The organism is Winogradskyella aurantia (assembly GCF_002266855.1).
Classification (GTDB): domain Bacteria; phylum Bacteroidota; class Bacteroidia; order Flavobacteriales; family Flavobacteriaceae; genus Winogradskyella; species Winogradskyella aurantia.
In genome coordinates, this window is the sequence record NZ_NGJN01000004.1 from 317,249 (window position 1) to 339,832 (window position 22,584).

Consider the following 22,584-nt stretch of genomic DNA (forward strand, 5'->3'; position numbering starts at 1 on the left):
AATTACAATGAAATAACATCAATCTCCAAAAGATAAATCGGATCTAATTAGTGTACTCAATTTTTTGGTCAATTCCCGTCTACTGTATGGTTTTAAACCGATAGCATTAACCTTTAAGGAATCCTCTTGGTAGGCCTTAAACCATTCTAGAATTTGTACATTGAGTAATTCTTTTTGATCATAAGTAAAATATGAACCTGTATTTGTAGATAATATGATTTGCTGTACATCCGAGTCTTTAGGGCCAATAGCCAAAATCGGCGTATCAGCTATGAGGTACTCAAAAAGTTTACCAGGAATAATGGCCTTCGTATCTTTAGAATTAATTTCAACCAATAAAAGTATCTGCGATTTCATTTGGTATCTAATGGCTTCATCATGGTTAATATAACCCAGGATATTCATATGGTTATGCAATCCATAACTCCGTAAACTCTCAATTACATCATCACTAACAACACCTATTAAATTCAACCTAAACGCGTCATTAAAGGCCTTATTGTTCTTTATGAGCTCCGAGAGTACCTGCCACAAAAGCTCCGGATTTCTATTGGACAATAATGAACCAATATGTGACATTGTAAATAACTGGTCTTTTTTGTGAATTTGAATTTTGTGGGTATCGTAACCATTAGTAATGACGGTAATGGGTTGCTTGGTCTTTGTCTTAAATTCTTTTTTGGTATTATTGCTCGTCACGACAATATGGTCTGCCGCTCGTAAAACTTCAGACTCAAGTTTTACATGCTTAGCCTTTGAGGTTCTTGTTAGCTTCAGGTCTTTGTGATAGCCTATAGTTGTCCAGGGATCTCTAAAATCCGCTATCCATTTTAAATCTAAGCGTTCCTTTAGAGCTTTTCCTATTAAATGTAGACTGTGAGGCGGCCCTGTGGTTATGATTGTTTGAATATTTTGGTCTGTGATATAATTGGATAAATACTGTACTGATGGTGTTACCCAATTTTTACGTGCATCGGGAATAAAAAAATTACCTCTTATATAAAGCATTACACGCTGTATTAAGGATTGTTTTCTTCTTTTGGGTATGATACCTGAACTAATAGTTTTAGTGCTTTTCTTAGAAAAAAGTTTAGCCATCCTATAAGGCTCGCGTATAGGATGTTTAATGACTGTTATATTATTTGGAATCTCGTCGATTAGACTTTCATCTGTAATAGGATAACTGGGGTTCTCAGGGCAATAAACGATAGGCTCAATTTCAAATTCCGGTAAATACTTGACAAATTTTAACCAACGTTGAACTCCTGGCCCACCTGCAGGAGGCCAGTAATACGTAATGATGAGAACTTTTTTTGAAGCCATCTTATAGGGTTATATGTCAGGCCTTTTTATGTTTAAAATGGTAGAATATGCCTAACAGGATTAAAATTCCCAGAATAGCCGAGCTTGCTAATGCGACCCTACTGCCAGTTGCAACAACTTCTGGCTCAAATCTAAACTCTATAGTGTGCTTTCCTTTTGGTATAGCCAATCCCCTAAGTACATAATTAACGCGTAGGTGAGGCACTTTTGCCTCATCAATGTAAGCATTCCATCCTTTTGAATAATATATCTCTGAGAACACGGCAAATCCGTCTTGAGTATTATTCGATTGATATCTTAAGTAATTAGGTTTAAACTCTTTTAAGTCTATGGCTGCTGTTGAATCTAATTGAAATTGCTTAGATTTATCAATCATTGTGCTCACTGCCTTTGTTTTGGTATCAAGACTATCCAAAGCTTTAATTTCAGCATTTGCGGAATCCAAACGATTTACTTCAGAAACGAACCACGCATTGCCATTAGCCTCTGTATTCGTATACGGAAAAACCTTACCTTGGTCCTCAACGATGATATACTTGGTATTTAACATATTGAGAACATTCATGTTATTGTCATAAACATGAAACTCTATAAGCTCATTATACCTACCCAATTTCGCAGCATGATAACCCATTAAGGAATTGTGGAAATAAGCTGCCCGCCCTGGTCTAGATTGCCCTTCAGATGACATATCGAATACCCTATAATGACTTTTATCCCTAAGAATCTCCTTATCTGCGGCTGACGGCTGATAGGGTTTATCCACTTTTATTGCAGATATAAAGTCGTCATTATTAACGTATCGTTTGTCTACAGTCACTAAGTCAAACAATAATAAAATGGCAAAAACGACAACCACAATTGTCTCCTTCAACTTTTCTTTCAAGAATAAATAAATAGTTCCTGCTGAAAAGAGTACAAGAATTAAAGTTCTAATCGTATCTGAAGTAAAAAAGGCTTTACGATCTTTAATCAGTGCGTCAACAAAGGGCTGTCCATAAGCCTGAGCATACCTGTCATCTCGTAGGCCACCAAAATCAAAAAGGGAGGATTTAAACAACAAAAATAAAATACAGAGACCAGCGGTAATGGCGACACTGTACTTTAAAGCCTTAATATGTTGTTCTTTATTTTGATGATTATTGAATAGTTTCATTAAACCTATAATACCAAGAACCGGAATACATAACTCTAGAATAACCTGTACTGAGCTAACCGCCCGGAATTTATTATAAAGTGGTACATAATCGATAAAGAAATCCGTTAGAACACCAAAGTTTTTTCCGTAGGATAAGAGCAAGGACAAAACAGTACCACCTACCAACCACCATTTTAAGCGTCCATGGACTAAAAAGAGCGCAAGTACAAACAAAAAGATTATAACAGCACCTACATAAGCTGGTGCTTCTACAATAGGCTGATCGCCCCAATACATAGGTGCATTTCTTGAAGCCTCTAAAGCCTCAATTGGAGAGGCTCCCAGGTTGATGTAGGCTTTATAGGTTTCTGAATCTTTCCCGACGTCTTCATAATTCCCACCTCCCATAAATTTTGGGATGTAAAGGTTAAAAGTTTCCAAGAGACCATAACTGTATTCCGTGATATAATCGCGACTAAGACCTGAGGTGACATCTTTTGGTGAACCATCCGAGTTAATGGTAAGCTCACTTTTGCCACGAGTACTTTCCTTAACATATTCTTGGGTTGCCATTATGTTAGTAGCATTGAGACCAACAGCAATTAAAGCAGCTACAGACAAAAGACCTAACGACTTAAAGAAATGAGGCAATTGCTTCTGTTGATAAGCGTCTATCAAATATGCAATTCCTAAAACTATAACTAGTAGTAACAAGTAATAGGTCATTTGGTAATGGTTAGCAACCAATTCAAGACCAAGTGCAACAGCTGTTAAAAGAACTCCTAGAATATATTTCTTCCTGAATGTGAGAATAATACCTGCTAATACCATAGGCATATAGGCTATAGCATGGGCTTTTGAATTATGACCAACACCCAAAATAATTATTAGATAGGTCGAGAAACCGAAGGCCAATGAACCTAGAGCCGCTAATTTATAATCTACTTTCAATGACAGCAACAAAATATAAAACCCTAAAAAGTACAGGAAAAGGTAATCAGCTGGTCTAGGAAGAAACCGTAGCGATAAATCTAATTTTTTAATGTAGTTATGTGGATACTTTGCCCCTAATTGATACGTTGGCATTCCACCGAAGGCACTATTGGTCCAATAGGTTTGTTCACCTGTTTTCTTGGCAAATTCCTTTTGTTGCTGAGCCATGCCAATATAATGCATGATATCGCTTTGAAAAATCTTTTTACCTTGTAATACCGGACTAAAATACGCTAAGGATAAGATTACAAAACCGATTAAAACTAAAATATGTGGTAATAAACGTTTTAAAGAGAAGGACATTTATTGAAAATAAAATGGTTAAAACGGAAAAGTAATTAATTTTTTAATAATGCCACACAAGAAAACTAAGTCATTCGATTTCTTCGTAATCTATATATTCACCGACACCATCATTTGACTTTTTATTTTGTTCGGGCATTTTGTCTATAACTGTTTCTCCTTCTTTCCTTTTTGGCTCTGCTTTTTGTTGAGACTGATATCCCCCGAATTGCTGACCAAACTTCTCCTCTGCCTTTTTAGATACAAACCGTAATAAGATTGGTGCAAATAATCGTGCTAAGATTTTAAATCCAAAATAGATGAGTAATATGATTAAAATGGTTCTTAATAATCCCATGACTGATGCTTCGTAAAACATTTTGACAACAATTAGTCAAAAATACGACTCTGCTCGTTTATATTCGGATTATTATCCCTAAAAAAAGTATAAAATATCTATATTTGAAACCAAACCTAGCGTTATGCAAAAAAAACAATTTTATTTTTTTGTAACCTTATTACTGCTGTCTTTTCAGCTCCAAGCGCAGTATACAGAGGTCATAAATTCCAACAGACCAGGTGCCTCTGAAAGTGCTTTTGCTGTAGGAACTAACGTTCTTCAATTTGAAGCAGGAGCTTTTACGGTTAAGGAAGAGCACACCCCATTGGAGTACGATATTTCAGGATTTGGTTTAGACTTTGCTGTGAGATATGGTTTACTGTTTGAACAACTTGAGTTACAAGTTAACGGGACTTATCAAAATGACACACAAACCTTTACAAGTGGAGCAATTCCCTTCGAAAGGGACCGGGCTAATTTTACCAATTTTACTGTGGGCGCTAAATATTTGATTTTCGACCCCTACAAAACAGCAGAAGAAGCTAAGCCAAACTTATATAGCTACCATGCGAACAGAAAATTTAAGTGGAAATCATTAATCCCTGCGGTTTCGGTATATGCTGGTGCAAATTTCGACACAGCAGACAATCCTTTTTTAGCACCAGATGTGGAGGGTATTAGTCCGAAAATTATGCTTTTAACACAACACAATTTTAGTGGCGGATGGGTGTTTGTTATGAATTTTAGCCAAAACAGAATAGGGTCTGATTTTTCCGAGTTTCAATATGTACTAACATTAACCCATTCCTTTACGCCACAGTGGGTGGTATTTGGTGAAACGCAAGGCATAAATAGTGATTTTTATGCTGATAATATTTTCAGGGTTGGAGGGGCCTATTTATGGACTAAAGATTTTCAGCTTGATGCCAATATTGCATTTAACACCAAAGACACCCCTTCCATATTCAATATTGCTTTTGGAGCGTCTTATCGCTTGGATTTCCATAAAGACAAGAAAATTGACAATGGCAACACCGCTAAAGATGAAGCTAAACGACAACAACGAAAAAATAAGAATAAAGCCAATAATTTTGATTCTGGTATGCAACCATAAATGAACGCATGATTACAGTTAAAGAAGCCATTTCAAAAAAAGAGCTGAAAACCTTTATCAAGTTTCCATTTCAGCTTTACAAAGATTCGAAATTTTGGGTTCCCCCCTTGATAAGTCAAGAACTAGAAACTTTTAACAAAAAGAAAAATCCTATTTTTCATGATGCTGAAGCGCAATTCTTCTTAGCATACAGAAATGGTCAAGTTGTGGGCCGTGTGGCAGCGATAACCAATAATTTAGAAATCAAGAACCAAAATATCAAGAAAATGCGTTTTGGTTGGTTTGATTTTATTGATGATTTAGAGGTAAGTAAAGCCCTTTTGCAAAAAGTAGAAGCTCTAGGAAAAGACCAAAAATTAGATTTTGTAGAAGGTCCGGTTGGATTTTCCAATTTGGACAAGGTTGGTGTTATGACAGAAGGCTTTGATAACATTGCTACAATGATTACGTGGTATAATTATCCGTACTATGTAGATCATTACAAATTCCACGGTTACAACATTGAAAAGGAATATTCAGAAAGTAAATTTAAATTCTCTAACGTAAATCCGGAGACCTTTAAAAAGGCACAAGACCTGGTCAAAAGAAGGTATAATCTCAAAGCACTTTCCTTCACCAAAACTAGTGAGGTAATGCCTTATGTTGACCGTATGTTCGACCTATTCAACACAACTTATTCATCATTATCCTCATTTGTAGAAATAACGGATATTCAGAAAGACTATTTTAAGCGTAAGTTTATAAGTTTCGTAAATCCTGAGTACATTAAATTTGTTGTAGATGACCAGGACAATTTAATAGCTTTTGCGATCGTGATGCCAAGGTTTGCTAAAGCTCTACAGAAAGCAAAAGGCAGGCTGTTTCCATTTGGTTTTAGACATATATTAAGGGCAAAGAAACATAACAAAGACGCTATTTTCTATCTGATTGGGGTACAACCAGACTATCAAAATAAAGGTGTACATGCCGTTATTTTTAATGAATTTTACGATACATTTACAGCTAAAGGTATTGAAACATGTTACAGAACGCCTGAGCTAGAAGATAATGAGGCTATTCGTAAAATTTGGAAGCATTTTAACCCACAGGTTTATGCTCGCCGCAAAACCTTCAGAAAAGATTTAAATTAAAAAAAGCCGTTTCTTCAAAACGGCTTTTTAAATATATTCAAGTCTGCTAGATTACTACTCGCCCATAGACGCCATTATAGCAGCTGACATTTTTTTGTAGGTTCCATTTTCCAAACGTGTTCTTATAGCATCAAATGCTTCAAGGGTTTCTTCCACATCCTGAAGTGTGTGAGTTGCTGTAGGAATCATTCTTAGTAAAATCAACCCTTTTGGTATCACAGGATAAACCACGATAGAACAGAAGATTCCATGGTTTTCGCGCAAATCCCTTACAAGAGCCATGGCCTCAGGAATACTTCCTTTCAAATACACCGGAGTTACACAACTTTGAGTGGTTCCTATATCGAAACCTTTGGCTTTTAGACCAGACTGAAGTGCGTCTACTATCTTCCACAGATTTTCCTTAAGCTCTGGCATAGTCTTTAACATTTCCAATCGCTTCAAAGCACCAGCTGTAAGCTGCATCTGTAACGATTTGGCAAACATTTGGGATCTTAGATTATACTTTAGGTAATCAATTATTTCTTGGTCTCCCGCGATAAAAGCGCCCGTGCTTGCCATTGATTTCGCAAAGGTTGCAAAGTAAACGTCAATATCATCTTGCACTCCCTGCTCCTCACCAGCTCCAGCACCTGTTTTACCAAGTGTACCAAAACCATGTGCGTCATCTACCAAAAATCGAAAATTATATTTTTTCTTTAGTTCAACAATTTCTTTAAGTCGTCCCTGCTCACCACGCATTCCAAAAACACCCTCCGAAATAACTAAAATTCCACCACCTGTTTGCTCCGCCATTTTGGTAGCGCGCTCTAGGTTTTTTTCTAAACTCTCTACATCATTGTGCTTGTAGGTGAATCGCTTTCCCATATGTAACCTCACCCCATCAATAATACAAGCATGAGCGTCCACGTCATAAACAATAATATCATCTTTAGAAACTAAAGCATCTATGGTAGACATTATTCCCTGGTAACCAAAATTTAAAAGGTAGGCGGCTTCTTTATTGACGAAACTAGCTAGTTCGTGTTGTAATTTCTCGTGTAAATCCGTGTGACCAGACATCATTCTGGCACCCATAGGATAGGCTGAGCCATATTGCGCAGCAGCCTCTGCATCAACTTTTCTCACTTCGGGATGGTTTGCCAACCCTAAATAATCATTGATGCTCCACGTAATGACTTCCTTTCCTTGGAATTTCATACGATTAGAAATCTGACCCTCTAGTTTTGGAAAAACAAAATAGCCTTCAGCTTGTGATGCCCATTTCCCTAGGGGTCCTTTATCTCTATAAATCTTTTCGAATAAATCCTTCATACGTTAATTGCTACTAATCGACATAAACGTAATGTTACCATTAAATTTAAAATCTATTAATCTTATGTTAATTTAATCTTGTTAGTGGTTGCAAAATTAGGTAATAATATTATGACGGCATAATTTATTTAATGAAGTGTCCCGTGACTTTTAAACACAAAAAAGCCTATCACAAAAATATGATAGGCCAATAATATTGCAAACATTTATTTTATATACTCAATAGGTGCATGAACCTCGGTCTTACTATCAAAAAATCCTTGTTCTTGCATCCATTTATCACTGTATACCTTACTCATATATCTTGAACCGTGATCAGGGAAAACAACAACGACTTTATCCGTAGGCTTAAAGGCGCCTTCTTCGTTCAGTTGTTTTAAGGCTTGCATCGCCGCACCACTTGTGTAACCCACAAAGAGACCTTCGGTATTTGATATTTCTCTTGCAGAATGTGCACTTTCCTCGTCTGTTACCTTAACAAACTCATCAATAAGGTCAAAGGCAGTGGCAGTAGGAATCAAATTCTTACCCAAACCTTCTATTCTGTATGGGTAAATTTCTTTTTCATCGAATTCCCTTGTTTCGTGATATTTTTTCAACACAGAACCATAAGCGTCCACACCTATGATTTTAACTTCTGGATTTTGCTCTTTTAGATATTTAGCAATACCAGAAATCGTGCCACCTGTGCCGCTACAAGCTACTAAATGGGTTATTTTGCCATCTGTTTGGTCCCAAATCTCTGGACCTGTTGTATTGTAATGAGCATCAATATTTAATTGATTAAAATATTGATTAATATAAATAGAGCCCTTTATTTCCTCATGCAGTCGTTTTGCTACTTGATAATACGACCGCGGATCATCAGCATTGACATGTGCTGGACAAACATATACCTTGGCACCCATTGACTTTAACATATCAATTTTATCTGCCGAAGATTTAGAACTCACGGCTAAAATACATTCATATCCCTTGATGATACTAACCATAGCTATACTAAAACCAGTATTGCCAGACGTGGTCTCTATGATGGTATCACCAGGTGATAGAATACCTTGGCGTTCAGCTTCTTCTATAATATGCAATGCTATTCTGTCCTTAGAGGAATGACCTGGATTAAATGCCTCTACTTTAGCATAAAAATCCCCATCGAAGTCGGCGGTCATTTTATTTAATTTGATAAGTGGTGTACTACCTATAAGCTGTAATACATTATCAAATACATTTTTTTTGTTGTCCATAAATGTTATTTATAGGTACTCAAGTTAATTATTTGACACCTAAAACCTCGCAAAAGTAACAATTTTTTTTAATTTACGCATTTACACCTTCTAGATCTAATAGAAAAGCGAACTCCTCAGCATCTTCCTTAAGGCTTTCGAATCTTCCTGAGGAACCACCATGACCTGCATCCATATTTGTTCTGAGAAACAGTATATTTGAATCCGTTTTCATTTCTCTCAACTTAGCGACCCATTTAGCTGGCTCCCAGTATTGTACTTGTGAATCGTGCAAACCTGCAGTGACTAGAATATTAGGATAAGCCGCTTTTTCTATATTGTCATATGGAGAATACGACTTCATGTAGTTGTAATACAATTTATCGTTCGGATTTCCCCACTCATCATATTCGCCGGTCGTCAAAGGAATGGAATCATCTAACATAGTGGTTACGACATCCATAAAAGGAACTGCAGCAATGACACCATTATATAGTTCTGGAGCCTCATTAAGTACTACGCCCATTAATAATCCACCAGCGCTTCCTCCCATGGCATAAAGATGCTTTGAAGAGGTATATCTTTCCTTGATAAGGTGGATTGAACAATCAATAAAATCAAAAAATGTGTTCTTTTTATTCAAAAGCTTTCCATCCTCATACCATTTTCTTCCTAAATACTCACCTCCCCTTACATGGCTTATTACGTAGATAAAACCCCTATCCAATAAACTTAGCCTGATGGTTGAAAAATAAGGATCTATTGTATTACCATAGCTTCCGTATGCATACTGAAGAAGGGGATTAGTGCCATCTCTTTTAATACCCTTTCTGTAAACAACAGACATTGGGATTTTGGTACCGTCTCTCCCTGTGGCCCAAATACGCTCTGAAATGTAATTTTCCTTTTTAAATTTACCACCAAGGACTTCTTGTTCCTTTAAGACCTTTTTGGTCTTCGTCTTCATGTTAAACTCAATCACTGAAGCAGGAGTGGTTAAAGCATTGTAACTGTAGCGTAAAGTATCGGTGTCAAATTCAACATTTGTACTCGTATAGCATGTGTACGTCTCATTATCGAAGGGTAGGTAATAATCATCTGACCCATCCCATTGTTTTATCCGTATTTGGTTAAGTCCATTTTGCCTTTCACTTACAACCAGATAATCCTTAAAGATATCAATGTGCTCTATAAGTACATCGTCTTTATGTGCTATAACGTCGACCCATTTTTCAATATCCCTGTCACTTTCGGACGTACGCATCAATTTAAAGTTAGTAGCTTTATCTTTATTGGTAAGAATATAAAAATGGTCTTTATAGTGAGCAATACTATATTCTAATCCCCGTTTTCTAGGCCAAAAGACTTCAAACTTTCCATCTGGTTCATCGGCTTTCAAAATATGATACTCGTTAGTTAACGTACTGTAAGAGGCAATAATGATATATTTCCTGGATTTTGATTTATAAACCGTCACACCAAATGTCTCATCGCCTTCCTGGAATACCAATTCATCATCACTTTGTCCTAATTTATGTTTGTATACTTGAAAAGAGCGTAATGTAAGTTCATCCTTCTTTGTATAAAACAAGGTTTGATTGTCATTTGCCCAACTCGCAGATCCTGTAGTAAATTCTATTTGGTCATTTTCAATTTCATCAGTTTCTAAATTCTTAATTTGGATGGTATAGTTGCGTCTTCCTGTAGTATCAATACCAAAAGAAGCTTTTTTATTGTCAGGGCTTATGCTTATACCTACTAATTTAAAATAAGTATGCCCTTCTGCCATAGTATTACAATCGAACAAAAGCTCTTCGGGATTATCTAGGCTATCTTTTTTTCTGGTGTATATAGGATAACCTTTCCCTTTCTCGAACTTTGTAATATACCAATACCCGTTGTATTTGTAGGGGACTGATGAATCATCCTCCTTTATTCTATCTTTCATTTCTTCGAATAATTCCTCTTGAAACCTTTTTGTATGGGACATCTTAGCCTCGCAATAGTTATTTTCTGCCTTTAAATAAGCCAAGACTTCTGGATGTTCTCTGTCTTTCATCCAGAAATAATTATCAATCCTTACATCACCATGCTTTATAAGTTTATGGGGAATCTTTTTAGCAATTGGTACTTGGTATTGGGATATTTTTGTCATGGGATTTTTCTGAGTAATTTCTAAAATGGTGGGCAATTTACTAATTTTGCACTTTATAATTTAAAACTACGGTATATGTTTGGAGATATGATGGGCATGATGGATAAACTTAAAGAGGCCCAAAAAAAGGTTGAGGAAACCAAAACACGTCTAAATAGCGTTTTAATTGACGAATCTAGTAATGATTCTAAGTTAAAAGTAACTATTACTGCCAACCGAACAATAAAATCTATAGTTATAGACGATGAATTATTAGAAGATAAGGAAATGCTCGAGGATTATTTAATACTTACTCTAAATAAGGCTATAGAACAAGCAACCAGTGTTAATGAAGCCGAAATAGCGGCGGTAGCAAAAGAAGGGATGCCTAATATCCCAGGTATGGATATGTTTAAATAGTTTTCAAAATAGAAATAAATGCATCGTGCATATCATCTGTGTAGTCTAGATGAGTCACTATTCTAAGTTTACTGCTCCCCATTCCTATTATCTTGACACCCTTTTCATTCAGTTTTTCAAGAAACTGCTGCTCATTTACATCCGGGTTAAGTTCAAAAATTATAATATTGGTTTCAATAGGCTCTACCTTCTTTATTGCTGATAATTTTGATAGTACCCTACCAATGTCTTGGGCTTTTTTATGGTCTTCCAACAACCGATCTACATTATTGTCTAGAGCGTACAAGGCCGCTGCGGCTGCAAAACCTACTTGACGCATACCACCACCCAAAATCTTTCTCACCCTAATGGCATTTTGCATAAGGCTTTTTTTACCAATGAGAACAGATCCCATAGGACAACCTAAACCCTTGCTTAAACAAACCGATATGGTATCGAACAATGCACCGTATTGTTCAGCCGACTCTTCTTTGGCTATTAGGGCATTCCATAATCTTGCACCATCTAAATGAAACCCTAAATGATGTTTATCTGCAACAGCCCGTAATTTTTTTAACTCCTGAAAATCCCAACAGGCACCTCCGCCTTTATTGGTTGTATTCTCAACCTCTATTAAACTGGTTAAAGGGCTATGATAAAAATCAGGTGGGTTAATTGCTGCTTCCGCCTGATCTGCCGTAAACATGCCTCGGTGTCCATCAATTAATCTACAGGATATACCACTGTTAAATGAAGCTCCCCCACCTTCATAATTATAAATATGTGCGTATTTATCGCATATTACCTGTTCTCCTGGTTGGGTGTGAAGTTTTAGAGCGGTTTGGTTGGCCATACTTCCTGTAGGAAAGAAAAGGGCATCATCCATACCAAACATATCAGCTAATCTTTTTTCCAAGGCATTAATCGAAGGGTCTTCCTTATACACATCATCGCCTACGTCTGCCTTGTACATGGCATCAAGCATTCCTTTACTTGGTTTGGTTACTGTATCGCTTCTAAGGTCTATAATCATGATGAATTTAATTTGGGTTGTACGTACATAAGCCACCACCTATTGGTGAACCATCGGGAATTTTCGGCGCGGAATCTAATTTGAATTTTTCAGGATGTTCCCTGAATTCATTTATCATGTATCTGTATTGATCCGCATAAAGCACTGGTTTCTTTTTGTCATATAATAAGCTACTAATGGCGTTGATTGCTTCTAAAGCTAGAGACCTTACCTGAAAATAGGCGTCTTCATTCAATGCTGTATTCATTAAGTGATTTAATACATTGACATTTATTTGTTGTTGTATATTATTGAAATAATCATCCTTATAAGATGTTTTAAAACTAGCATTCACGAGCTCATTAAAAACCTCAACTAAACCTAATTGTTCATCATCAAGACTCTTTTGAAGAAGAATTCTATTAACACGCTGTGGGTGTAATAAAAAGCTTAAGGTAAATTCACTTGCTGTACTCGCAGCACTGAGGGGGTCAAAACTTACACCTGTTTTACCCTTAAAGGACTCGCGCGTGCGATTATTGCCATATGCTCTTGGAGGAAAAAGTTCAAGTTTATCTTTTGGAATAGCTAAAACTTTGGCATTTATAGTGTTCAAGACAGCTTCCAAGGCGTTTTTTTGTATCTGCACATTAACAGGTCTTACAGAAAACTGACCATCATCTTTCAACTTATAATTATAATCTAATCCACCAATCACTTTTGTTGTGGCTTCCGTTTGATAGCGGTGATAAAAATACAAGGGCACAAATATATCTTCTAATGAAGAATAGGTCTCAAAGCTTCTTATGTTATCTTCAGAAAAATTAGATATAGCTTGTTGTCTTACGTCTAAAACCTCATTTAATTCATCATACGGCGTTTTACCATTGTCCCAGAGGTGAGCTAGCAAGTGAGCACCACCTGATGCCCGAGCATCCGAGTCGGTTATAAATCTTAAACCATCTTCTTGTGCTTTCTTTAAAATAGTATTCAACTCAGCTTTTTCATCCACACCATACTTAAAATCTGAATAGCTATAAGCCACCGTAATTTTATCCCACTCACCTATTCCAACATCATAGGCTTGTGTCATATCGAGTTGGCTATCCTTAAATGCCAGTTTTGGATGGGGATAGTCCATAACAGAAGACCTGCCATTAGTACTGGCTGCAAAGTTATGCGTAAACCCAAGGGTATGACCGACCTCGTGGGCACTTAATTGTCTTATTCTAGCTAAGGCCATATCGAGCATTGGCTGATAGTCACCATCACTTTCAACGAATGGTTTATTCATCAAAGCCTGAGCTATCATATAATCTTGTCTCACCCTTAAACTCCCAAGGCTTACATGACCTTTAATAATTTCACCTGTTCTGGGGTCTACAACACTCGCACCATAACTCCAACCCCTTGTACTTCTGTGCACCCACTGAATAACATTATATCGACAATCCATCGGGTCTGCATCCTCTGGAAGCATTTTAACCTGAAAAGCATTTGTGTACCCTATGGCTTCAAAGGCTTGATTCCACCAGCTCGCACCATCCAATAGAGCTGACCGCACAGGCTCTGGTGTTCCAGGGTCTAAATAATAGATAATAGGCTCTTCGGGTTCACTTATTAAAGCGTTAGGGTTCTTTTTTTTCAATCGGTGTCTAATTATAAATCGTTTTGTGATAGGCTCTTGAATGGGCGTAGCATAGTCCATATAAGAGGTATAAATCGCGCCGCTTCTTGGGTCGAATTTCCTAGGGGTATAATCGCTATCTGGTAATGCAACAAAAGAATGATGTTGAATAACGGCTACTAACGAACTCGTTGGCACAACGGTCCTTAAGTTACGCCCCGTAGGTTCTCCCTTAAAGGTTAAAAGGGCCTCAAACTCTACATTTTTTGGAAAGGCTTTTGTACGCTCTAAGGAGAGGGCACTTTTTGAGGCATCGAGCTTAAAGCTGCCTTCCTTTTTACTTTTAAGAACTCCCGCGACACCTTGGGTATCCTGCATTAAAAAAGGTGTGAAATCTATAATGTACTTTCCATTAGTATCCGATAAAATCTTAAACCCAAAAAGAACTGATTTGGCAAAGGCCTGTTCTATGCTTTTTCGTTCTAAGTCATTTTTGGTATTTGCCCTATATTTTAGATTTGGTTGAATTAATAAAAGTTTGTTTCCTGCTTTTTTAAAGTAAACCAATCGTTCTTGACCTAACTTCCCTCTATCTAAGCCAATATCATTACTACCAATACCTGATGCTAATGAATTTATATATAGGAACTCAGTATTTAAACTATCGACTTCGAGATAGATTTTATCATTTTCCTTTTCATAATAAAATTTAAAAAACCCATCATAGACCGTTAAGTTCTTCTTGTTCAAAATTTGACCTTGTGCCGAAAAACTAACGACAACACAAAATAATACGATTCGGATGAATGTCATGTTATAATTTAGATTGAAATATTTCTTTAAGACCGCTAAAGATAAGGTTATCTCGGGATGCATACAAGACAAAAAACTATGATGGATAAACCATATAAAATGACTCAGCCATCCATTATCCTAGTTTTGATACTCTATGAAATTACTAGATGACTAAAACTCTCCTCTAGGATTTACTTTGTTTGTTTTAAAGAGATATGGTCATTAATTCCCCAACCAAATGTCAATGTTTTGAATGATAATGAGGATTATCACAAGGTTAGGGACCACATCCTAGTCGTATTTTAGTTTCACGAATTAGAAAGAATCCTAAGCCAAAACATTCATATAAAATTATATGTCCACGAAAAAATTTGCTTACCTGATATTCTTTCTCTTTTTTGAATAATTGCTTTAAATTTGTCTCAAATTAAATTTAGCAATGATAACATCAGATCAGATTAAAGATCTCAATACACGCCTAGGAAAGCTTAGGCAGTATCTTTGACTTAGATGCCAAACTTATAGAAATTTCCAACGAAGAAGAGCAAACCTTCGACCCTACTTTTTGGAATGATTCCCAAAAAGCAGAACAAATTATGCGCTCTTTGCGTGAAAAGAAAAGCTGGGTTACCGATTTTGACACGGCAAAAACTTTATACGAAGATTTAGAAGTCATTTATGAATTTTATAAAGAGGGTGAAGCACCTTTGGAAAATTTAGAGGCACGCTATGAAAAAGCTATTAATGCTATTGAAAAATTGGAATTCAAAAATATGCTTTCTGAAGAAGGTGATAGCCTAAGTGCTGTATTGCAAATAACCGCTGGTGCTGGCGGAACCGAGAGTTGCGACTGGGCTAGCATGTTAATGCGTATGTATTTGATGTATGCAGAAAAAAGCGGTTTTAAAGTAAAGGAACTTAACTTACAGGAAGGTGATGTTGCGGGAATAAAAACGGTGACTTTAGAGATTGAAGGTGATTATGCCTTCGGATGGCTAAAAGGTGAAAATGGCGTGCATCGCTTGGTACGAATTTCACCTTTTGACAGTAATGCTAAACGCCACACAAGTTTTGCTTCTGTTTATGTATATCCTTTGGTGGATGATTCAATTGAAATTGATATAAATCCATCTGATATTGAAATCACAACAGCACGTTCTAGCGGGGCTGGTGGACAAAATGTAAATAAAGTGGAGACTAAAGTTCAGTTATTACATAAACCAAGTGGTATTCAAATTCAATGTTCCGAAACACGTTCACAACACGATAATAGGGCTCGAGCTCTCCAAATGCTTAAATCGCAGTTATATGAGATAGAACTGCAGAAGCAAATGGCTCAGCGGGATGATATTGAAGCTAGTAAGATGAAAATTGAATGGGGAAGCCAGATACGCAATTATGTAATGCACCCTTATAAACTGGTGAAAGACGTCCGTACTGCTCACGAAACAGGTAATGTGGATGCTATAATGGATGGAGACATTGAACCTTTCTTGAAAGCGTATCTTATGATGATGGGGCAAAAAGATTCAGTTTAACCCTTAGATACTAATAAAATAATGATACAAATTTTACATAATCCACGTTGCAGAAAATCGAGAGAAGGCTTAGCCATTGTCGAGGAATCTGGACAGCCTTTTGAAATTGTAAAGTATTTAGACGAACCATTATCTGCAGGTGAACTTCAGGACATAATTAAAAAATTAAAAATTCGACCTATAGATTTAGTTAGAACAAACGAAGCTATTTGGAAACAAGAATTCAAGGGAAAATCTATGAACGATAACGACATTATAGACGCAATGGTTTCCAACCCTAAACTCATAGAACGACCCATTGTTATACATAAGAATAAAGCTGTGGTCGGCAGACCACCTGAAAAAATTAAAGACATTATTTAAATTTGATAATTATGAAAAAGTTAGTTGTATTAATTACCATATTCAGCGTTATTCAGGGTTATTCGCAGGGTCGTAGAGGCCAAAATGGTATTGCTCAGCCCAGCAGAGAAGTAAGGGAAAAGGAAATAGAAAAACGTCAGAGGGATATGGAAGAACGAAAGGAAGAATATATTAAAACCTTTATTTCTACTTTGGAGGCCGACGCCTTTCAAAAAGAAATTATAAAGCAGTCCATATCTTCTTTTTATGACACCAAATTAGAAATTCTAAAAACTGAATATGAACACAGATTGGACAGAAAGGATGCTCTTACCAAACTTGAGCAAACACATTTTAAAGATTTAGAAAATCTCATTTCTGAGGACGACATGGTGAAAATTCAAGAATTGGTTAAAGGGAATTTTGACGAAAAAGAGGTTAAGAAAAAGAAAAAAAAGAAAAAAAAGAAAAAGAATTGACTTCTTGAATGTAGCTCTTGCTAATTCAGCAGAGAATTAAGAGATGAAAGCCGCACTGTATATTTAAACGTGATAGATTTACCTATTTCCAGAAAAAGAGAATCCTTAACAACCACGGATTCAATTAGTTGATAAAATGAGTCTCAAGGTCGTTTAAGACAAATTAATCTATCTGTAATTTATAGATTTAATCAATAATTGAACAAAAGCATTGGGAGCCTAAGAGAGAATGCAAATGGTGACGACGACTTTGAATGTGACGATTAAACTAATCCACTTTAGTTCCCACCATGTTTTGCCCATTCTGTTTCAAAGTTAGACCGTCCACTAGGCCATCTTCATTTTTGTTAAAGGTGATTGAGGCCTCAACTATCTTAAGAAAAAACACATTATTGGCCGATGGATAAATTTCAAATTCTGGTTGCCCTGTCAGCTGCCCAAACAGTTGACTTCCTTTCTTACTCACAGTAACAAAAACAGCTGGAAATAGTTGATATTTACCCACATAACTTTCCAAAACGCTATCCTCAACTTCAACGATTTCAGGAAATTTAGGCTTCTCTGGTATTTTTAAATCGAGATTTTGCCCTAATTGGACCAAGCCCACCCGATCAACGCTATAAATTGAGTTAGTTAGGACAACCACACCTTGCCGACCGCCTTGAATAAAGCCTGCAAAAGCCCTGTAACCTCCTGTTCCTCCATTGTGCCAAATGATGTTGTTATTGTTAGCGAAATGCCACCCCAATCCTATTTGAAAATTATTAGCTTCGTTTTTGAATGCCACCTGATGCGAAAGTGCCATCGCTTTGTACAATCTAGACGCATTAGGAGTTATGTTGGCCTTAACAAACTTAACCATGTCTCTAGTCGTTGACCTCAAAGCCCCTGCACCTCCCAAAACAGGAATATCCCAATTCTTGGTCTCCTTTACTTCGTTATTATGAGGCAGGGCTAAACGTTCCCTCATACTATCAGTTAGTTCTATTTTGGTGTCCTCCATACCTAATGGTTTCGCTATACGGTCCATCACCAAATCCTCATACGATTTTCCTGTATGAAGTTCCAAAACATGCCCTAAAAGCCCCATCCCAAGATTAGAATATTCATACTGTACACCAATATCTCTTGTTAATTCATAGGTACTTAAAAATTCATAAAGCTTACCAACCGTATAGTCTGCAAAAGGATTAGCACTGTCTGAAGGATTTAGGTTGAAAGGCATTCTTGGTAAAGCAGAGGTGTGAGTGGCTAGGTCTTTTAATGTAATCTGCCTTCCATTTCGGGAAGGGATTTTTACAGAATCTGGTAAAAACTTGGCAACTGGGTCATCAAGATTCATTGTTCCCTTAATAACCTCATCGGCTAGAATAATACAGGTAAATACTTTTGAGATAGAACCTATCTCATATACCGTTACGTTATTAACCTCTACTCCTGCCGCTAATTTTGTTTTTCCATAATTATAATACTCCACGCTATCGTTGTCTATATATGCCATAGCTACCGAAGGATTAACTCCGTTGTCTACGCGGGTCTGGATATAGTGCTTGAGTTCGGGTTTTATTAGGTTGGGCTGTGCTATCCCAAATTGAAATGTACTCAAGCAAAGTATAATTATTAGTAAGTTCTTTAATTTCATAAAATATGTTTTAACTTCTTACTCTAGTTAGTTGCATAATGACTTATAAAGTTACATTAATTACTAAAGTACTTTCTAATGGTATGAATAAATAAAAAATGACTTAACTCATATTACTACGCTCTTTTTTTACATAAATTGCCTCTATGAATACCATTGCACAGCGCATTTATGATTTTCTGAAGAATTTCCCTCCTTTCGATATGCTTAGTCACGAACAGTTGATATCGGTTTGTGCGGCTGTAGACGTTATTTATTTAGAAAAAAATAGCGTTCTTTTTGAGATTGATGAAGATATAGAAAGTCATTTTTACGTTGTAAAAGATGGAGCTATTGGCTTGTTTAGGTCCGATGACAGACTTGTTGATGAATGTGACGAGGGTGATATTTTCGGTCTGCGGGCGTTATTGCGTAAAGGCCAATACAAATTAAAAGCTAAAGCTCTTGAGGAAAGTATTCTTTACAGTATTTCGTCAGAACTATTAGATAAATACATTACTAGTAATACAGAAGCAAGTCAGTTTTTAATGGCCAGCTTTATCTCAAACACGAGACCTACGCAACAATCTGATGAAAAGCTATTTGAGACGGTTAAACTGGCTAAGGATTTCGCTGATTTACAATCGGCAGAATACTCCAAAAATCCTGTGATATGCTCTAGAGCAACCACCATTAAAGAGGCTGCTCAAATCATGACAGAAAAACATGTCGGCTCAATAGTAGTTGTTGAGAACCAGCACCCTATAGGTATTATAACAGATAAGGATTTACGAACGAAAATTGCTACCGGTCAGCATACCATTTTAGAACCCATAGCAACAATAATGTCTAGTCCTGTTATTACCTATCCAGAGTCCATTACGGTTGCCGAAGCTCAAATTGCCATGCTCAAAAATCGCATTACCCATTTGTGCATCACGAAGGATGGAACAATAAATTCAGAATTGACTGGAATCCTTTCAGAACACGACATTATCGTCTTACGAGAAAACAACGCTTCCGCTCTGGTTAAAGAGATTAAACGGAGCCAATCTCCTGAAGACTTAAGGCATATCAGGCAACGCACTCAAGAGCTATTAGCACGATATCTAGAGCAAGATATTCCTATTGATTTTGTTTCTCGAATTATTTCAGCAATCAACGAAGCCATTACTCAGCGCATTATTAGTTTGGCGATAACCTGTGCCCATGAAAAACCTCAAGTGAAATTTGCATGGCTAGCTATTGGTAGTCAAGGTCGACAGGAACAGTTATTATTAACCGATCAAGATAACGCCTTGGTATTTGAGAATGTTCATAGAGGCAAATATGATGATGTCAAGGCTTATTTTTTAGAGCTGGCTAACCGCATTAACGAAGGGTTGCGGATTGTTGGTTTTGAACTATGTCCAGCCCTTATGATGGCGAGTAACCCTAAATGGTGTTTGTCCGTTGATGAATGGAAAACCCAGTTCCACCGATGGATAATCACACCAGATCAAGACAATTTGATGCTATGTACAATTTTCTTCGACTATGACATGGTTTATGGTTCTTTAGACCTCGTTAATGAATTGTCTGAAAGTATTTTTGAGAGTATAGATGCTCATGACATTTTTTTAAACTATCTCGGGCGCAATGCCCTTCAAAATCCACCTCCACTAAGTTTTTTTAGGCAGTTTTTGGTTGAAGAAAGTGGCGAACACAAAGACCATTTCGACATCAAGGCAAGGGCTATGATGCCATTAGTTGATGCTGCGAGATTACTGATTTTATCGCATAATGTAAAAACAGTTAATAACACTATAGAGCGTTACGAAAAATTAATTGAGCTAGAACCTCAAAACAAGGATGTTTATTTGTTCTGTATTGAGGCGTATAAGGATTTATTGCGTTTTAGAACCGAACACGGATTAACTAATTCAGATTCTGGACGGTTCATTGACCTAGAGTCTCTAAACAAAGGAAATCGTTTAAAACTTAAGCGTAGTTTTAAGGCCGTTAAGTCTATTCAAGAATTGATTCAAACACGTTTTAAATTATCTCAATTAATGTAATGACCTGGTTTAAACGTAAAACTTATCCGAAATTTTGGGAAGACTATGTATCCTGTATCAAAACACCACAAGAACAAGACTTAAAGATGGTTCGTTTTGTGGTTTTCGATACTGAAACTACAGGTTTAAATATTAAGGAAGATAAAATACTATCTATAGGATGTATTGGTATTCAAGACTTAAAAATTAAAGTATCCGACCAGTTCGAATGTTATTTGAGACAAGAAAGGTTTAGAACCAATACTGTAAAAATACATGGTTTGTTGAAAGAAGGTTCTCTTGAAAAGATAGATGAAAAAGAAGCCATCATTAAATTTTTAGCCTATGTCAAAAACTCTGTTTTAGTGGCGCATCATGCGGCATTTGATGTGGCCATGATAAATGGAGGATTGAAAAGAATGGGGCTACCAAAACTCAAAAACAAAGTATTAGACACAGGACATTTGTTTCAAAAAACCAAGTTAGATAGCTCAAAATCCCATTTTAGCCTAGATGAATTGGCAAAACGCTATAATATCCCATTGCATGATAGACATACCGCCTCAGGGGATGCATTTATTACCGCACTATTATTTCTTAAACTTGTATCTAATTTAAGTTTACATGAGACTCTTGGATTGAAGGATTTATTGAGAAACATAAGGCGCACAGGCCTTCTTTAAACAATTATAATTGAAATTAAAAAAGCTCTATATAGTAATTCTCGTTGTCTTAAGTACTCAAATACGTTCATATGGACAGAGCGTCGATACATATAAGTACCAACTCGAAGTATCAACAGATAATGACGCCTTTATCATCTGGGAAAATTTTGACCGCTATTATACCTATGGTGCAGGATTCAAATTCAACTTTAAGGCAAAAAGACTATTGGGATTAGAAAAAGTATTTCAAAATAAGTCAGCTTATTTCTTTGGTGCTGGTATTAGAAGCGAGGGTTATACTCCAACGAAAGAGGTCTTTACAATTCAAGAATTCTCCGAAGAGGGGTTTAATTTTGAAAGACCCTTTGCGGGCCTTTTGTTTGGAACTTTTAACGTCAATTACTTATTTACAAATGCCTTTATAAAAGCAGAATTGTATCTCGGAATAATGGGCCCTTCGGCCTATAGTCGAGAAATTCAAGACTGGATTCACGAAAACATTACGGATGACGACTTGATTAATGGATGGGAATTTCAAATCCCTGATCAAGCTATTATAAATTTCAACTTTTCAGCTGCTCAAGTAGTCTACTCAAATAATAATTGGTTTGAACTATATGCAGAGGGACAGGCACGGATAGGTAACTTATATATTGATACCACACCTTTGTTAGGTTTTAGGCTCGGTAAATTTGCGTCCTTAAGCCAATCGAATGCATTTGGCAATGGACTAGTAGCACCATGGAAAGTCAAAGAGCTCTTTTTAAGAAGCTCCTTTTCAGCAACTGCCTCCTTATTTGATGGAACTGCCCAGGGAAATATTTTTAATAATGACTATGCTTATCGTATTGAAGATTTAAGTCATTTTCACACTTCAATGAGCCATGGTATATTTTACTCTGGTTATCGTTTTTCTGCCAGTTTTGATCATATTTTCACCTTCGGTAAGGTTAATAAACGCGCTAGGCATATTTACGGACGTTTTGTTTTCAATTATAGATTTTAAAAGAAAACACACCCATTAAAGGTGTGTTTTTTACAAACTAAACTAATATATAATTATAAAATTTATGAATTTT

18 protein-coding genes are annotated in these 22,584 nt (G+C 36.5%); 9 read left to right on the top strand and 9 right to left on the bottom strand.

Annotated elements, in window-relative coordinates; all coding sequences use genetic code 11:
* Positions 1 to 18 precede the first annotated feature (18 nt).
* The 3 genes from CA834_RS09375 to CA834_RS09385 all read right to left on the bottom strand — a co-directional run bounded on the left by CA834_RS09375 (position 19) and on the right by CA834_RS09385 (position 4,115).
* Positions 19 to 1,323 (bottom strand): glycosyltransferase, encoded by a 1,305-nt coding sequence (locus CA834_RS09375; protein WP_094968429.1) that lies wholly within the window; start codon positions 1,321 to 1,323, stop codon positions 19 to 21.
* 16 nt (positions 1,324 to 1,339) lie between these two features.
* Complete coding sequence (locus CA834_RS09380; RefSeq protein WP_094968430.1) at positions 1,340 to 3,757, bottom strand: YfhO family protein; 2,418 nt, start codon at positions 3,755 to 3,757, stop codon at positions 1,340 to 1,342.
* A gap of 70 nt (positions 3,758 to 3,827) precedes the next feature.
* Complete coding sequence (locus CA834_RS09385) at positions 3,828 to 4,115, bottom strand: DUF4834 family protein (RefSeq protein WP_094968431.1); 288 nt, start codon at positions 4,113 to 4,115, stop codon at positions 3,828 to 3,830.
* Between the two features lie 103 nt (positions 4,116 to 4,218).
* Between CA834_RS09385 and CA834_RS09390 the strand changes: the two genes are divergently transcribed.
* Complete coding sequence (locus CA834_RS09390) at positions 4,219 to 5,190, top strand: transporter (RefSeq protein WP_094968432.1); 972 nt, start codon at positions 4,219 to 4,221, stop codon at positions 5,188 to 5,190.
* Positions 5,191 to 5,198: 8 nt separating this feature from the next.
* Complete coding sequence (locus tag CA834_RS09395) at positions 5,199 to 6,320, top strand: GTP cyclohydrolase (RefSeq protein WP_094968433.1); 1,122 nt, start codon at positions 5,199 to 5,201, stop codon at positions 6,318 to 6,320.
* A gap of 54 nt (positions 6,321 to 6,374) precedes the next feature.
* Here the strand turns inward: CA834_RS09395 and CA834_RS09400 are convergent, their stop codons facing one another.
* From CA834_RS09400 to CA834_RS09410, 3 genes are all read right to left on the bottom strand, one after another.
* Positions 6,375 to 7,634: an aminotransferase class I/II-fold pyridoxal phosphate-dependent enzyme gene (locus tag CA834_RS09400; protein ID WP_094968434.1), complete on the bottom strand. Its 1,260-nt coding sequence runs from the start codon at positions 7,632 to 7,634 to the stop codon at positions 6,375 to 6,377.
* Positions 7,635 to 7,840: 206 nt separating this feature from the next.
* Complete coding sequence (locus CA834_RS09405) at positions 7,841 to 8,878, bottom strand: PLP-dependent cysteine synthase family protein (RefSeq protein WP_094968435.1); 1,038 nt, start codon at positions 8,876 to 8,878, stop codon at positions 7,841 to 7,843.
* Between the two features lie 73 nt (positions 8,879 to 8,951).
* Positions 8,952 to 11,012 carry a S9 family peptidase gene (locus CA834_RS09410; RefSeq protein ID WP_094968436.1) on the bottom strand — a complete coding sequence of 687 codons (2,061 nt, stop codon included), beginning with the start codon at positions 11,010 to 11,012 and terminating at the stop codon, positions 8,952 to 8,954.
* Positions 11,013 to 11,087: 75 nt separating this feature from the next.
* On the opposite strand from CA834_RS09410, the gene CA834_RS09415 reads away from it, so the two are divergent.
* Positions 11,088 to 11,411, top strand: coding sequence for a YbaB/EbfC family nucleoid-associated protein (locus tag CA834_RS09415; RefSeq protein WP_094968437.1), 324 nt, complete (start codon positions 11,088 to 11,090; stop codon positions 11,409 to 11,411).
* Here the strand turns inward: CA834_RS09415 and CA834_RS09420 are convergent.
* Positions 11,404 to 12,423: a threonine aldolase family protein gene (locus CA834_RS09420; RefSeq protein WP_094968438.1), complete on the bottom strand. Its 1,020-nt coding sequence runs from the start codon at positions 12,421 to 12,423 to the stop codon at positions 11,404 to 11,406. The two genes, CA834_RS09415 and CA834_RS09420, sit on opposite strands and share 8 nt — an antisense overlap.
* Before the next feature lie 7 nt (positions 12,424 to 12,430).
* Complete coding sequence (locus CA834_RS09425) at positions 12,431 to 14,842, bottom strand: zinc-dependent metalloprotease (protein ID WP_094968501.1); 2,412 nt, start codon at positions 14,840 to 14,842, stop codon at positions 12,431 to 12,433.
* Positions 14,843 to 15,263: 421 nt separating this feature from the next.
* Between CA834_RS09425 and prfB the strand changes: the two genes are divergently transcribed.
* From prfB to CA834_RS09440, 3 genes are all read left to right on the top strand, one after another.
* Positions 15,264 to 16,362, top strand: a protein-coding gene (prfB, locus tag CA834_RS09430) for a peptide chain release factor 2 (RefSeq protein ID WP_110476939.1) whose coding sequence is annotated in 2 segments (ribosomal slippage) — positions 15,264 to 15,326 and positions 15,328 to 16,362 — 1,098 coding nt in all. Because the reading frame shifts where the segments join, the coding sequence is not laid out codon by codon here.
* A 21-nt stretch (positions 16,363 to 16,383) separates the two neighbouring features.
* Positions 16,384 to 16,725 carry an arsenate reductase (glutaredoxin) gene (gene arsC, locus CA834_RS09435; RefSeq protein ID WP_094968440.1) on the top strand — a complete coding sequence of 114 codons (342 nt, stop codon included), beginning with the start codon at positions 16,384 to 16,386 and terminating at the stop codon, positions 16,723 to 16,725.
* A gap of 11 nt (positions 16,726 to 16,736) precedes the next feature.
* Positions 16,737 to 17,183, top strand: coding sequence for a hypothetical protein (locus CA834_RS09440; RefSeq protein ID WP_094968441.1), 447 nt, complete (start codon positions 16,737 to 16,739; stop codon positions 17,181 to 17,183).
* Between the two features lie 268 nt (positions 17,184 to 17,451).
* Here the strand turns inward: CA834_RS09440 and CA834_RS09445 are convergent, their stop codons facing one another.
* On the bottom strand, positions 17,452 to 18,825 hold the full coding sequence (locus CA834_RS09445) for a serine hydrolase (RefSeq protein WP_094968442.1): 1,374 nt from the start codon (positions 18,823 to 18,825) through the stop codon (positions 17,452 to 17,454).
* 146 nt (positions 18,826 to 18,971) lie between these two features.
* Between CA834_RS09445 and CA834_RS09450 the strand changes: the two genes are divergently transcribed.
* The 3 genes from CA834_RS09450 to CA834_RS09460 are packed head-to-tail and all read left to right on the top strand — an operon-like array spanning position 18,972 to position 22,511.
* A complete protein-coding gene (locus tag CA834_RS09450; RefSeq protein ID WP_094968443.1) occupies positions 18,972 to 20,861 on the top strand; it encodes a DUF294 nucleotidyltransferase-like domain-containing protein in 1,890 nt (629 codons plus the stop codon).
* Positions 20,861 to 21,523 (top strand): 3'-5' exonuclease, encoded by a 663-nt coding sequence (locus tag CA834_RS09455; protein WP_094968444.1) that lies wholly within the window; start codon positions 20,861 to 20,863, stop codon positions 21,521 to 21,523. Before CA834_RS09450 ends, CA834_RS09455 begins: the two co-directional genes overlap by 1 nt.
* A gap of 10 nt (positions 21,524 to 21,533) precedes the next feature.
* Positions 21,534 to 22,511 carry a lipid A-modifier LpxR family protein gene (locus CA834_RS09460; RefSeq protein WP_094968445.1) on the top strand — a complete coding sequence of 326 codons (978 nt, stop codon included), beginning with the start codon at positions 21,534 to 21,536 and terminating at the stop codon, positions 22,509 to 22,511.
* Positions 22,512 to 22,584: the final 73 nt, after the last annotated feature.

Excerpts from the sequence above, each read along its gene's own strand:
- CA834_RS09405 (WP_094968435.1), bottom strand. The coding sequence starts at position 8,878 with ATGGACAACAAAAAAAATGTATTTGATAATGTATTACAGCTTATAGGT.
- CA834_RS09445 (WP_094968442.1), bottom strand. The coding sequence starts at position 18,825 with ATGAAATTAAAGAACTTACTAATAATTATACTTTGCTTGAGTACATTT.
- CA834_RS09455 (WP_094968444.1), top strand. The coding sequence starts at position 20,861 with ATGACCTGGTTTAAACGTAAAACTTATCCGAAATTTTGGGAAGACTAT.
- CA834_RS09375 (WP_094968429.1), bottom strand. The coding sequence starts at position 1,323 with ATGGCTTCAAAAAAAGTTCTCATCATTACGTATTACTGGCCTCCTGCA.
- CA834_RS09420 (WP_094968438.1), bottom strand. The coding sequence starts at position 12,423 with ATGATTATAGACCTTAGAAGCGATACAGTAACCAAACCAAGTAAAGGA.
- CA834_RS09385 (WP_094968431.1), bottom strand. The coding sequence starts at position 4,115 with ATGTTTTACGAAGCATCAGTCATGGGATTATTAAGAACCATTTTAATC.
- CA834_RS09425 (WP_094968501.1), bottom strand. The coding sequence starts at position 14,842 with ATGACATTCATCCGAATCGTATTATTTTGTGTTGTCGTTAGTTTTTCG.
- CA834_RS09395 (WP_094968433.1), top strand. The coding sequence starts at position 5,199 with ATGATTACAGTTAAAGAAGCCATTTCAAAAAAAGAGCTGAAAACCTTT.
- CA834_RS09400 (WP_094968434.1), bottom strand. The coding sequence starts at position 7,634 with ATGAAGGATTTATTCGAAAAGATTTATAGAGATAAAGGACCCCTAGGG.
- arsC (WP_094968440.1), top strand. The coding sequence starts at position 16,384 with ATGATACAAATTTTACATAATCCACGTTGCAGAAAATCGAGAGAAGGC.
- CA834_RS09410 (WP_094968436.1), bottom strand. The coding sequence starts at position 11,012 with ATGACAAAAATATCCCAATACCAAGTACCAATTGCTAAAAAGATTCCC.
- CA834_RS09440 (WP_094968441.1), top strand. The coding sequence starts at position 16,737 with ATGAAAAAGTTAGTTGTATTAATTACCATATTCAGCGTTATTCAGGGT.
- CA834_RS09390 (WP_094968432.1), top strand. The coding sequence starts at position 4,219 with ATGCAAAAAAAACAATTTTATTTTTTTGTAACCTTATTACTGCTGTCT.
- CA834_RS09450 (WP_094968443.1), top strand. The coding sequence starts at position 18,972 with ATGAATACCATTGCACAGCGCATTTATGATTTTCTGAAGAATTTCCCT.
- CA834_RS09415 (WP_094968437.1), top strand. The coding sequence starts at position 11,088 with ATGTTTGGAGATATGATGGGCATGATGGATAAACTTAAAGAGGCCCAA.
- CA834_RS09380 (WP_094968430.1), bottom strand. The coding sequence starts at position 3,757 with ATGTCCTTCTCTTTAAAACGTTTATTACCACATATTTTAGTTTTAATC.